This window comes from Pseudomonas sp. REST10, assembly GCF_029542605.1.
Classification (GTDB): Bacteria; Pseudomonadota; Gammaproteobacteria; order Pseudomonadales; family Pseudomonadaceae; genus Aquipseudomonas; species Aquipseudomonas khazarica.
Genome location: NZ_CP035677.1, coordinates 100,300 through 112,769 on the forward strand (window position 1 = coordinate 100,300; position 12,470 = coordinate 112,769).

11 protein-coding genes are annotated in these 12,470 nt (G+C 66.8%); 1 reads left to right on the forward strand and 10 read right to left on the reverse strand.

What is annotated here, in order from left to right:
* The first annotated feature begins 9 nt into the window (after positions 1 to 9).
* Positions 10 to 780, forward strand: coding sequence for a MetQ/NlpA family ABC transporter substrate-binding protein (locus EWH21_RS00460; RefSeq protein WP_037055526.1), 771 nt, complete (start codon positions 10 to 12; stop codon positions 778 to 780).
* Positions 781 to 922: 142 nt separating this feature from the next.
* Here the strand turns inward: EWH21_RS00460 and EWH21_RS00465 are convergent, their stop codons facing one another.
* The 10 genes from EWH21_RS00465 to EWH21_RS00510 form a co-directional block, all read right to left on the reverse strand.
* Positions 923 to 1,318 carry a YbaN family protein gene (locus EWH21_RS00465; RefSeq protein WP_152490008.1) on the reverse strand — a complete coding sequence of 132 codons (396 nt, stop codon included), beginning with the start codon at positions 1,316 to 1,318 and terminating at the stop codon, positions 923 to 925.
* Complete coding sequence (locus tag EWH21_RS00470) at positions 1,311 to 1,901, reverse strand: biliverdin-producing heme oxygenase (RefSeq protein WP_150607201.1); 591 nt, start codon at positions 1,899 to 1,901, stop codon at positions 1,311 to 1,313. The genes EWH21_RS00465 and EWH21_RS00470 overlap by 8 nt, the downstream gene beginning before the upstream one ends.
* A 52-nt stretch (positions 1,902 to 1,953) precedes the next feature.
* On the reverse strand, positions 1,954 to 3,273 hold the full coding sequence (locus EWH21_RS00475) for a TolC family outer membrane protein (RefSeq protein WP_277699546.1): 1,320 nt from the start codon (positions 3,271 to 3,273) through the stop codon (positions 1,954 to 1,956).
* A gap of 2 nt (positions 3,274 to 3,275) precedes the next feature.
* Entirely contained in the window at positions 3,276 to 4,592 is a 1,317-nt protein-coding gene (locus EWH21_RS00480; RefSeq protein WP_277699547.1) for an HlyD family type I secretion periplasmic adaptor subunit, read from the reverse strand.
* Positions 4,589 to 6,346, reverse strand: coding sequence for a type I secretion system permease/ATPase (locus tag EWH21_RS00485; RefSeq protein ID WP_277700645.1), 1,758 nt, complete (start codon positions 6,344 to 6,346; stop codon positions 4,589 to 4,591). Before EWH21_RS00485 ends, EWH21_RS00480 begins: the two co-directional genes overlap by 4 nt.
* A 166-nt stretch (positions 6,347 to 6,512) precedes the next feature.
* Positions 6,513 to 7,079 carry a heme acquisition protein HasA gene (locus EWH21_RS00490; protein WP_152490012.1) on the reverse strand — a complete coding sequence of 189 codons (567 nt, stop codon included), beginning with the start codon at positions 7,077 to 7,079 and terminating at the stop codon, positions 6,513 to 6,515.
* A gap of 70 nt (positions 7,080 to 7,149) precedes the next feature.
* The gene (locus EWH21_RS00495; RefSeq protein WP_277699548.1) at positions 7,150 to 9,768 is read right to left on the reverse strand and encodes a TonB-dependent receptor; all 2,619 of its coding nucleotides are present in this window, start codon (positions 9,766 to 9,768) and stop codon (positions 7,150 to 7,152) included.
* Between the two features lie 179 nt (positions 9,769 to 9,947).
* Positions 9,948 to 10,916, reverse strand: a complete 969-nt coding sequence (locus tag EWH21_RS00500) for a FecR domain-containing protein (RefSeq protein ID WP_277700646.1) — start codon at positions 10,914 to 10,916, stop codon at positions 9,948 to 9,950.
* A 98-nt stretch (positions 10,917 to 11,014) separates the two neighbouring features.
* Positions 11,015 to 11,527 carry an RNA polymerase sigma factor gene (locus tag EWH21_RS00505; protein ID WP_037055535.1) on the reverse strand — a complete coding sequence of 171 codons (513 nt, stop codon included), beginning with the start codon at positions 11,525 to 11,527 and terminating at the stop codon, positions 11,015 to 11,017.
* Between the two features lie 61 nt (positions 11,528 to 11,588).
* Positions 11,589 to 12,449 carry a LysR substrate-binding domain-containing protein gene (locus EWH21_RS00510; RefSeq protein ID WP_277699549.1) on the reverse strand — a complete coding sequence of 287 codons (861 nt, stop codon included), beginning with the start codon at positions 12,447 to 12,449 and terminating at the stop codon, positions 11,589 to 11,591.
* Positions 12,450 to 12,470: the final 21 nt, after the last annotated feature.

A 12,470-nucleotide genomic window follows, 5' to 3' on the forward strand; every position in this document is an offset into this window, starting at 1 on the left:
AACCTCGAAATGAAGAAACTGCTGACTGCCCTGGCTGCCTGCGCAGCCTTCTCGGCCCAGGCCGAAACCCTCAACGTCGCCGCCACCCCGGTGCCGCACGCGGAGATCCTCGAGTTCGTCAAACCAGCCCTGGCCAAAGAAGGCGTGGAGCTGAAGGTGCGGGTGTTCACCGACTACGTGCAGCCCAACCTGCAGGTGCAGCAGGGCAACCTGGACGCCAACTTCTTCCAGCACCAGCCGTACCTGGACGAGTTCAATGCCAGCCGCAAGACCGATCTGGTCAGCGTTGCCGGCGTCCACGTCGAACCCTTCGGCGCCTACTCCAGCAAGATCAAGAATCTGAGCGAACTGCCGCAGGGCGCCACCGTGGCCATCCCCAACGACGCCACCAACGGCGGCCGTGCCCTGCTGCTGCTGCAGAAGGCCGGTGTGATCAAGCTCAAGGCGGACGCCGGCATCCTCGCCACGCCGAAGGACATCGTCGAGAACCCGAAGGCGATCAAGGTGCGTGAACTGGAAGCGGCCACCCTGCCGCGCGTGCTGAGCCAGGTCGACCTCGCCCTGATCAACACCAACTACGCCCTGGAAGCCAAGCTGAACCCGACCCAGGACGCCCTGGCCATCGAAGGCAGCGACTCGCCGTACGTCAACATCCTGGTGACCCGCGCCGACAACAAGGACGCCGAGGCCGTGCAGAAGCTGGTCAAGGCCCTGCACAGCGCCGAGGTCAAGCAGTTCATCGAAGAGAAGTACAAGGGCGCTGTCGTACCGGCGTTCTGATCGCTGATCGCCCCCGTCGTACCCGATGCCGCGTGGCCGTCCAGCCACGCGGCATTTTTATTGGGGTCAGCAGAAGGTGGCGCTGGTACGGCGTAGCCCGGATGAAATCCGGGCCCCTTATCGCCGGCCACCCCAGGGTTAACTAGGCAGCCCTGGGCTTCTCCGGGCGGGTCCAGATGAACAGCGCGCCGCAACTCATACCGGCTGCAGCGAACAGCACCGAAGGCCGGTGCTCGACCGTCAGGATCATGATCCCCAGCGCTGTCAGCATGCTCAGGCTGGCCAGCCACTTGGTGCGCCGGGCGACCAGGCCGCCGTTCTTCCAGTCGCGCAACAGCGGGCCGAACACCCGATGGTTCTCCAGCCAGGCGGCCAGGCGCGGCGAGCTGCGCGAAGCCGCCCACGCCGCCAGCAGGACGAACTCGGTGGTCGGCAGCCCCGGCAGGATCACCCCGAGCATGGCCATGCCGATGCTCAGGTAGGCCAGCAGCAGCCACAGCCAGCGCTGCCAGCCGGGCTGCAGGCTGGCGTCAGGCAAAGCAGCGCTCCAGGTGCTCGGTGAAGCGTTCGAAGGCCGCAATCGCCGCCACTTCGGCCTGGCGCTCCTGCTCGGCATCCAGCTCGATGCTGTCGAGCACCGCCGTGAAAGCCTTCCAGCCCTGCGCCCGACCGCCTTCCGGCTCCGCCAGGTGACGGGCGCCGAAGCTCTCGCTCAAACCCAGCGCCGGCATGCGCTTGAGCAGAAAGGCCGCACCGAGCTTGGAGCCTTCGGAAACGAACAGCCAGGCCAGCGCCTCGCCGGTGCCCATGGCCTGGCCACGAATGCGCTCATCGCCCTGCGGCAGGTCACGTTGCAGGTCGGCGAGATCCAGCCTGGCCTGCTCGACACGGCAGCGCTGCGGCAGGTCGGCGATCAGCCGGGTCAGCTCGGGATCGCTGTAGAGCGCCTGCAGGTCGCGCTGGAACAGGTACTGCGCCGCCACGAAATGAGCGAAACGCTCCGGGCTGGCGAACGGATCATGGCTCTTGACCAGCTGATCGAGGCGGCTGTGCGGCTCGTGGGTGATGGCGTTGAGACGCTGCGAGCGCAGCGGGTGGGAAAGTTGCGAAGGTGCGGTCATGGCGGTAGCCCTGAATGGTTCGGTTAGGTAAAGACGAATCAGTCGGTTTCATTCAGTAATCGGCGTCGACGAAATAGCCGGCCAGGCGCTCCAGGTCGGCGGCGGCCAGCACGCCGCTCAACTGGCGCAGTTGCAACCAGGCACGCAGGTAGCCATGACGCGCTTCGGCCAGGTCGCGCCGGGCGCCATACAGCTGCTGTTCGGCGTCCAGCACATCGAGGTTGACCCGCTCGCCACCGGCCACGCTCTTGCGCGTGGCCTCGACCAGGGTCTGCGCCGACGCCACGGCCAGCCGATAGGCGCGCAACCGCGCCTGCGCGCTGCTGCACAGGTTGAACTGCTGACGCAGGCGCGTCAGCACGTCGGCACGCTGCGCATCCAGTTCGAAGCCGGCCTGCAGGTGGGCCGCCGTCGCCTGGCGGGTCGCCGCCGACACGCCGCCACCGGCGAACAGCGGCACGCTGAGCTGGATGCCGACGCTGTCGGTGTCGTACTTCTGGTTGTAGCTGCTCTCCGAGTCGGAGCTGGTCAGACGGTTGCTGGCCACCAGGCTCAGGGTCGGCAGGTGCCCGGCACGTTGCCTGTCGATCGTTCGGGCGGCCACCTCGACGGCCTGGCGCTGCGCTGCCAGTTCGGCATTGCCGGCGATGGCCAGATCGCGCCAGGCCTCGAAGCGCGCCGGTTGCAGCGGCTGCACGGTGAAGTCGTCGGCCAGTGGCAGCAGATCGGCACGATCCAGAGGCTCGCCGACGATGCTCTCCAGCGTGCGCAAGGCGACATCGAGGTCATCCCGCGCCTGGATCAGCTCGGCCTCGGCCAGGGCCAGGCGCGCCTCGGTTTCCAGTTCATCGGTCCGGGTGCCCTCGCCGGCCTGGAGCAGGTGTCGATTGAGGCGCAGGCGTTCGACCAGTGCACGGCGCTGGGCGCGCGCCAGCTGGATGCGCTCGTCGCTGAGCTGCGCCTGGCTGTAGGCTTCGAACAGGCGCACCGCCAGCTCCTGGCTGCGTGCACGGAAGCGCTCATCGGCCAGCAGGGCGCGCGCCACGCCCTGGCGATAGTCGGCCCAGGCGGCGTAGTCGAACAACGGCTGCTGCAGACTCAGCACCGAGGCGTAGCTGCGATAGTCGCGGTCGACGCGCTGTCCGCCCGCACTCACCTCCGATTCGTTGCGCTGGTTGCTGTAGCTCCACGACAACCTGGGCAGCAGCCCGGCACGGCCGACCGCACGTTCCTCCAGGCCGGCGTCACGCTCGGCGATGGCCGCCTGGAAGCTAGGGTCGTTGCGCAGCGCCAGGGCGTAGGCATCGAGCAGCGCCAGGGCCTGCGCCGGCAGCGCCAGGCAGGACAGCAGCAGGAAACAGATCACGCGCATGCTCAGTCTTCCGCCAGGGCCAGGTGGGTACGGTCGAGCAGCGGCTTGAACAGGTAGTTGAGCAACGAGCGCTCGCCCGTGCGCACGAAGGCTTCCACCGGCATGCCGGGACGAATGCGCAGGCCGCCGAGCTGCTGCATGCCTGCGTCATCCACGCGGATGCGCACGGCGTAGTAGGCATCGCCGCTGCGCTCGTCCTCCAGGCGATCGGCCGAGACCAGTTGCACCGTGCCCGGCACCCGTGGCGTGGTGCTCTGCTCGAAGGCGCTGAACAGCAGCTCCACCGGCAGGCCGGCGTGGACCTTGTCCACCAGCGCCGGGCTCAGCCGGCCCTCGACCAGCAGTGGCTGATGCTCAGGGACGATCTCCATCAGCGCCTGCCCCGGCGCCACCACGCCACCCTCGGTGAACACGCTGAGGCCCACTACCTGGCCCGCCGCCGGCGCACGCAGCACCACCTGCTGCAGTTCGACCTCCAGGCCCGCCAGGCGATGACGCAGTTCTTCGCTGCGAACCTGCGCCTCGGCCAACTGACTGCGGACCTGCTCCTGGAAGGCTTCGCGGCGCTGGCCGGCGCGCAGGCGCAACTCGGCGATCTGCCGCTGCAACTGGCCGATACGCCCGCTGTCGTCCGCCACCAGCCCGAGCAGCTCGGCACGCTGGCGCTCGACATCGAGCAGGCGGTTGCGCGGGATGTACTGCTCGGCAGCCAGCTCGCGCAGGCCCAGCAGTTGTTCATCGAGTACCTGCAACTGCGCCTGCTTGCTGCTGCGCAGCGCGCGCAGGCCACCCAGCTGCGCTTCGCTGCCAGCGAGGTTCTGCGCCAGCCCCTCGAGTTCCAGGCGCAGCGCCTGCTGGCGGCTGGCGAACAGCTGTCGTTGTAATTCCAGGCTGGCACTGACCAGCGCATCATCGCCGCGCGCCAGCAGCCAGGGATCGAAGTCGATGTGCTCGGCCGTATCACGCTCGGCGGCCAGGCGGTCGACACTGGCGCGGCTGCCGATCAACTGCGCGCGCAATGCCTCGGCCTGGGCCCGCAATGCCTGGTCGTCCAGTTCCAGCAGCGCCTGGCCGGCCTGCACCATGTCGCCGTCGCGGGCCAGGATGCGCCGCACCGTACCGCCGACGGGATGCTGCACCGCCTGGCGATTGCCGCTGACCATCACCGTGCCACTGACCGGCACGCCGCGATCCAGCGGCGCCAGCGCGGCCCAGGCGAGGAAGCCACCGAAGCCGACCAGCAACAGCCACCAGCCCAGGCGAGTCGGTGCCCCGGCATCGACCGCATGCAACCCCTGCACAGGAGCCGGGGCACTCATTGCCGGCCTCCCGGCTGGGCGCCGTAGCTGATGCTCAGCGCCGGCGCGACCCGCCGCACCGGCGCGGTCTGCGCGGCGGAACGGGCGCTCTGCTGCAGATCCTGCAACACCCGTGCGGCCGGGCCGAAGGCCTGCATCTGCCCGGCGCGCAGAACCAGCAACTGATCGGCGCCCTTGAGCAACGCCGGGCGATGGCTGACCAGCACCAGCGTGCGCCCCTGCTCGCGCAGGCGATCGAGCGCGGCCAGCAGCGACTGCTCGCCGGCCTCGTCGAGGTTGGCGTCGGGTTCGTCGAGGACGATCAGCGCCGGCAGGCCGTAAACCGCCCGGGCCAGGCCGATGCGTTGCTTCTGCCCGCCAGACAGCCCGGCGCCACCTTCGCCCAGGCGCGTGTCGTAACCCTGCGGCAGGCGCAGGATCAGTTCGTGCACACCGGCCATCTGCGCGGCGGCGATCACCTTGTCCGCCTCGACCTCGGTGAAGCGGGCGATGTTCTCGGCGATGCTGCCGGCGAACAGCTGCACGTCCTGCGGCAGGTAGCCGAGGTACGGGCCAAGCGCCTGCTTGTCCCATTGCTGCAGGTCAGCGCCGTCCAGGCGCACCTTGCCCGCCAGCGGCACCTGCGCCGCCACCAGCAGGCGCGCCAGGCTGGATTTGCCGCAACCGGACGGCCCCAGCACGACCAGACGCTGGCCCGGCTCCAGGGCGAAGCTGACCCCCGCCAGCACCGGCGTGCGTGCCCCCGGCGCACAGGCCGACAGCTGCTCCACGCGCAACTCGCCACGCGGCGCCGGCAGGCTCATGCCGCTGGCACGCGGCGGCTGCGCCTGGAGCAGGTCACGCAGGCGCTGGTAGGCCTGCTGCGCACCGCTCCACTGCTTCCAGGCGCCGATCAGCTGATCCAGTGGGCCGAGCACGCGGCCCGTGAGGATGGACCCGGCGATCATCATCCCCGGCGTGATCTGCCCATCCACGGCGAGCAACGCGCCCAGGCCGAGCATCAGCGATTGCAGGGCCAGGCGCACGCCCTTCGAGGCCGCGGCAAAGACCGAACCCTGCTCGCTGGCGCGATTCTGCAACTGCAGAAAGCGCCCGTGCTCGGCCTGCCAGCGCTGGCGCAGGCGCGTCAGCATGCCCATGGCTTCGGTGGCTTCGGCGTTGCGCAGGTGGGCACTGGCCGCCTGGGTCGAATGGATCGCCAGTTGCCCGGCCTCGGCCAGGGGCGCACGGGTCAGCCACTGGTTGGCCCAGCTCAGCACCAGCAACAGCGCGGCACCGCCCAGCGCCAGCCAGCCGAGCCAGGGATGGAAGAGAAACAGCACCACCAGATAGAGCGGGAACCAGGGCGCATCGAACAGGGCGAACAGCGCATTGCCGGTGGCGAACTGGCGCAGGCTGGTCAGATCGTTCAGCGGCTGCGCGCTGCTGCCGCGCGCGACCCGCAGGCTGGCATCGAAGGTGGCGTCGTAGACGCGACCGCCCAGTTGCTGGTCGACCTGCGCACCGAGACGGATCACCACCAGGCTGCGCACCCATTCCAGCAGGCCCATGAAGGCATACAGGCCGAGCACCATCAGCGTCAGCATGGCCAGGGTCATGTGGTTGCCCGAGGCCAGCACGCGGTCATAGACCTGCAGCATGTACAACGCCGGGGCCAGCATCAGCAGGTTGATCACCGCGCTGAACGCGCCGATGCTGACGAAGCCACGCCGGCAGGACGCCAGCGCGGCGAGGATTTCATTGGAGGGTTGCATGCCTTCGAGCCCCAGGAACGCCGCCTGCCGTGATTGACGCAACAGGCCGCGCTTGTCGAGAATTCGTGCGACCACCGTGGCGCGAGTTGTTCAGGCCAGCACCACGGCGGTCGTTGCCGGCGGCCGGGAGAGCGATCTCCCCGCCGCCTTTTTCATCACCGCCCGATCAGGCCGCCAGGGCCAGGTCGTCGGCCAGCTCCGGTACGCCAACCGTTTCGGCCGAGCCAGTGCTCAGCGGACCGGCTGCCAGGGCAGCGGCGACCACGTCGAAGGTGTCGTCGGTGGAGACGCCGTAGTCGTCGAGGATGTCGTTCAGCTGTGCTTCGAGCTCACCGGTGTTGCCGGACATCAGGGCGTAAATGGTGTTGTGCACGTCGGTGCCGCTCAGGCCCAGACCATCGAAGGTCGCCTGCTCGTCGAACAGGTGGTAACCACTGGCATCCTTGTACAGATAACCACCCAGGTTGACGTTATCCAGGTCACCGGACAGCACGTGCGTGGTGATGTTGTAGCTCAGGGTGCCTTCGGCGACGAAGGCGCCGGTGCTCTCGTACCCGGAGATGGCGTACTGCGTGCCGCTCAGGTAGCCCGGATAGAAACCGCCGGTGTTGCTGCCCTCGTTGACGTTGCCACTGGTGTGGTTGTTGTCGGCGAAGGTCAGCTCCCAGGCCGAGAGGTAACTGCTGATCGAGTTACTGGCATAGGTGGCGCTGTAGGAAATGGACAGACTCATGGGTTGATCTCCTATCGGTGTCATTCACGGCCCGCCAACGAGCCGCGATTCGCTCGGGATGAGCAAATTCTCAGAACTGGTACTCGACGCTGCCGGTCAGGGTTCTGCCGCGACTAAGAGTGAAGGCATACACATCCCCCAGCGGCACCAAGTAGGCACGATCAAAGGCGTTCTCCAGGGACAGGCTGAGCCGAGTCTGGGGTGTGGCCTGGTAGCCGGCGAAGAAGTCGTAGACGACATAAGAGGCCCAGTCGGCCGGGTAGATGGCTTCGAGGTTGCGCTCGGTGTAGGACTCGGTATAGCCCTCGCTGTAACGGATACGTGTGCCCACATCCAGCCTGCGATCCAGCCAGCGGGTCCCCAGCACCAGCGAGCCTCGATCCATCGGCATGTACTCGGAGCTGCCCATCAGGCCGCCACAACTGACCAGCGAATTGGCATAGTCATCCGGGATCGAACCAACACCGACGCCCGGTATGAAACCGAATCGCTCAGCGCCGCCCAACCAGGCATTCTTCGAGCAGTACTCGTTCTTGCCTATCATGTGGGTGTAGGTGAGGTCGGCGTAGAAGCGTCCGTTGTCGTAGTTGGCCTGGTACTCGACACCGCGAAAGCGTGTCGAGGTCAGGTCGTTAACATGCGCCACAGTGCCCAAGGTCGGCCCCGTACCGAACCCCGGCACCTGCCGGTTGATGGCCATGTAGGTGAAGTCGTCCACCCGCGTATCGAAGTAGGCAACCTTGATGCCCAGACTGTCGTTGGCCTGCAACAAGCCCTGGCGAAAGACGTTGAAGCCAACCTCCCAGGCACTGGAACGCTCAGGCTTGAGGTAGGGGTTGGGATACATCCACTCACCACCTCCGCCATGCGGCCGCCCATAGATCAGCGTTTCGGTCACCGCCGGCGGGCGCCAGCCCTTACCGTAACTGGCGAATACCTGCAGCCAGTCCAGGCCCGGCTTGATCGCCAGGCCGAAGGTCGGCGAGAAGCGCCCCTCCTCACGATCCACATCGAATGTCAGCGCTTCCTGGGTAAAGGTCGCAGGCGGCGTGAAGCGGCGGATGGTCATGCCGGTTTCACCCTGCAGCCGATAGCGGTCGTAGCGCAGCCCGGCGCTGGCCGTCAGCCAGTCGTCATAGTGCAAGCGCAACTCACCGAACACACTGGCCATGCCGCGCTTGCCAGACGGCGTCATGCCTTCGACATAGGGAAAGGAAACGGCCGCGCTCTCAGCCTGCTGATCCGATTTGGGCCTGACCTTGTCTTGAAACAACTCCGCACCGTAGTTGAAGTCCAGGCTACTGAGCTGACCGAGCGCGAAGGTCGAGGTGTTCTCCAGCTGCAGACCAATAGTGCGGGTACGGTATTCGATCTGGTAGGCCGGCGAACTACCGCGCGCCAGATTGTCCTGCTCGTTGCGATTCTCGACGAAGTACAGCTTGCCCTTGAAGTCGATCAGCGGGCTTTCCGGGTCGTAGCTGTAATCGAGGGCCAGGTTCTGCGAGGTCACCTCGCTGCTGCCGAGTTTCTCCCAGAGCCGATCACCGCTGACACTCATCAGGTTGGCATCGTCATAGGAAACCTCGGTACGCAGATAGCTCAGTTGCAAGCGCTGCGTCTCGTCGAGGTTCAGGCCGAACTTGGCGAGGAACGAGCGCATCTCGTTGGCCGAATAGTCGACCGTGGAGTTTTTCAAGCGCTCGGTTGCGTCATTGGCCGTACCCGCCTGGGTACGGATTTCGCCGATACGCCCGTTGGAGCCCGGCTCGTAGTTGCCCAGATTGCGTTCGCTACCCGCCAACAGAACGTCCCAGGCATCGTTGCCAAAAGCGAAGACACCGCTGCCGATGAAGTGAGTACCGTTGCCCAAGCCACCCAGGCCACTGGTCGCCCGAAGCCGGCCACCAACCTCCTTGCCATCGCGCAGAAAGTCGCTCGCCTCCACGGTACGGAACTCGGCCACACCACCGATCACCCCCGCGCCGCCCAGCCCGGAGCTGGCGCCCTTGCTGATCACCACGCCGGACAACAGTTCGGGGTCGACATACATACTGCCGTTGCGTTGCTGATGGCCACTCTGCTGGTAGTTCTGACGCATGCCATCGATGTTCATGTTGACCCGACCGTAGTCCTGCAGCCCGCGGATGTTCACCGACAACCCGGGGTCCTGCTGACTCACGGCGGTATAAACACCCGCCGACTGCTCGAGCAGATCGGCAGCATGATGAGGCGGCGTACGGTCGATCTGCTCACGGTCGATCACCGCGACCGAGCGTGGCTGCAGGTAGGTTTCCTGGCGCTGGCTGAGCTGGCGCCCCTGCACCGTGGTCGACTGCAGCTGCAGCGTCTGTTCATCGCGCAGCGCGCGGCGGGTCAGGGTGACCTGACGCTGGCCGTCGAAGCGGTAATCCACCGGCGCACTGCCGAGCAGGCGACGCAGCGCCTCGTCGAGCGGGTAGCGCCCGCTCAGCGCGGTACTGGCGAAGCCCTGCAGGCGTGCGCTGTCGAAGAACACCTGCACCCCCGTCTGCTCGGCGAAGGCCAGGGCAGCGCGGTCCAGCGGTTGCGCGGGGATGTCGAATGCCATCACCTCGTGCTGGGTCGAGCGCGCCTCGGCCACGGCTTCGGCCGCCAGCGCGGCGCCGTTCAAGGCCAGGGCCACGCCCAGCGCGACACCACTGAGCAACACGGATGAAGGATGACGGAGAGCAGGTGATGCTGCAGAACGACGACGACTCACGACTAACCCCAGGGCTTTCTTTATTGATAATGAAAATCACTACCAACAAAGACGCGCAACCCGGAGAAACTCAGTAAGGAAATCGTGAAATTTTTTCTGCCGGTCCTGTCGGAGCGCCTCGATGCGCCTCAGTAGATCAGGCTGATGCCCAGCATTTCTGCCCGCTGCAGGTGCATTTCCCGCGCCAGGGTGGCCAGGGCATCGTCGAGTGCGTCCAGGCGGAAAACCCCGCTCACCTCGCGCTGTGCCAGCGCCTCGCTGCCGAGGAGAATGTGTCCGCTGCGATAGCGGTTGAGCTGTTCAACCACTTGCGCCAGCGGCACGCGGTCGAACACCAGCAAGCCACGCTGCCAGCTGGTGACACGCTGCAGGTCGAGCGCCACGTCGCTGATGCCCGAGGCGTCGTAATGCACGCTGTCCCCCTCTTCCAGGCGCTGCTGCTGGCCGCCGGCACTGACCTGCACGGCGTGCTCCAGCACACCGACCAGAGCGCCTTCGTCAGCCTCGCGCCGCACCAGGAAGCGCGTGCCCAGGGCGCGTGCCGTCCCGCCGGACGCCTCGACGACGAACGGCCGATCCGCCTGCGGCGCCACCTGGAAAATGGCGGCACCGGCCAGCAGCTCCACCCGCCGCCGGGTCGCGGAGTAGTCCAGGCGGATGGCACTGGCACTGTCGAGGATAACCTCGCTGCCATCGGCCAACGTCAGGCTGCGCACCTCGCCGCTGGCGGTGCGATGGTCAGCCATGAGCGGCAGCAACAGGCGGTCGCGCTGGCTCAACCCCAGGCCACCGAGCAGCAGCGCCAGGCAGGCAGCCGCGCCCCAGCGCCGCAGGCGCGCCTTGCGCACGGGATGCTGGGGCCTGGCAGAGGCCACTGGCGGCGCCCGATGCTGCCGGGGCCTGTCGCCCGGCAGACCCGCCAGGGTCGCCCAGGTACGCTGGGCGAACGCCAGCGCCTCGGCATGCCGGACATCGGCCTGCAACCAGTGCTGCAGCGCCTCGGCCCGGGCGTCGTCGAGTGCATCGTCAGCGAGCAGCACCGCCCATTCGGCGGCGGCCTCACGGATGCTCCGCTGCTGCGGATCTTGGCTAATCACGCTCACTCTGGATTCTCGTTATAGGTCGCTGCGGAGCGGGCGGCTGATACCCGTTTCAAGTAATGACGTGCGACGCGGGGTTTTACCGTAAACCATCGTCATGCCTGTTCGTCCACCTCGAGCACGCGCTCCATCACATGCGCCAGGGCGCGTGCCAGGTGCTTCTGCACCGAACTGTCGGAGATCTCCAGCTGACGCGCCACCTGGGCGTGGGTCAGGCCCTCGATGCGGTTGAGGCGAAAGATCTCCTGAGTCCGCGCCGGCAGCTCGGCGACGGCCTCCTGCAGACGTTCGATACGCTGGCGCGCGGCGGTGATGTCGTCCAGCGAGCTGCCTTCGGCCTCGATTTCATGCAACAGGTCATCACCGAGCAGGTCGGTCCTGCGCCGAATCTGCTGGCGCTGGTGGTCGATCAGCAGGTTGCTGGCCGTACGGTAGAGGTAGGCCGGCGAATTGTCGATGCGCTCGCCGCCGCTCTGCTCGGCCAGACGCAGAAAGCTCTCCTGAGTGAGATCGGCGGCCAGTTGCGGGTCGCGACTCTTGCGCAGCAGAAAGCTGTGCAGGGTCTTGGCGTGCTTCTGGAACAGGCCTTTGAGATCCAAGTCCGACAATCGTGCATCCCTGGTCTTGGGCGATAGGAAAGCGGCATCTTATTTTTATTGAGAAGCATTTTCAATTTATCGACTCGAGGCAGCCCAGCAGACAGTCCAGTGCCGGCTGGCGCTGTGCCCGGCGCAACAAGGCGACCAGTTCGCGGTGGAAGGTCAACGCGCCCAGCTCGATCACCCGCAGGCGGGTCGGGCGCTGCAGCCACAGGCCAGCACGCGGCACCAGCGACACCCCCATGCCGTTTTCCACCAGGCGCACGATGGCTTCCAGTTCGTCCAGTTCCAGCGCCTCATGCACCATCAGGCGTTGCTCACGCAGGAAGCGGCTGACCTGGCGGCCGCCGAACGAGGTCCGGTCGTAACGCACGAATGGTTGCTCGGCCAGCAGCCGCAGCGGGTCATCCCCCTCGACGTGCAAAGGGGCGACGAGCACGAAAGGTTCGCGCGCCAGCGGCACTTCGAGAATCTCCTTGGGCAAGGCGAACGGCGGCTTGATCAGCAAGGCCAGGTCCAGCTCGCCGGCATCGAGCTGACTGAACAGCTGCAGCGAGACACCCGGCACCAGCTTCAGCTCGACCCGTGGCGCCAGCTGGCGAAAACGCGGCAGCGCCTCGGCCAGCAGGCCGGTCTGCAGGGTGGCGATGGCGCCGACGCGCAACTCGCCGACACAGTCGCCAGCCCCTGGCGGCAGGGCCATCTGCCCGTACAGGGCGAGCATCTGCTCGGCCAACGGCAAGGCATGCCGGCCGGCGGCATTGAGCACCGCACTGCGGCCACTACGGTCGAACAGGCGCACGCCGAGCTGCTGTTCGAGCACACGCATCTGGGCGCTGACCGCCGACTGGGTGAGGCCGACCTGCTGGCCGGCCGCGGCGAAGGTGCCCAGGCGGGCAACGGTGACGAAGGTTTTCAGCTCACGCAGCACGGCGGCCCCTATCGATCAAAA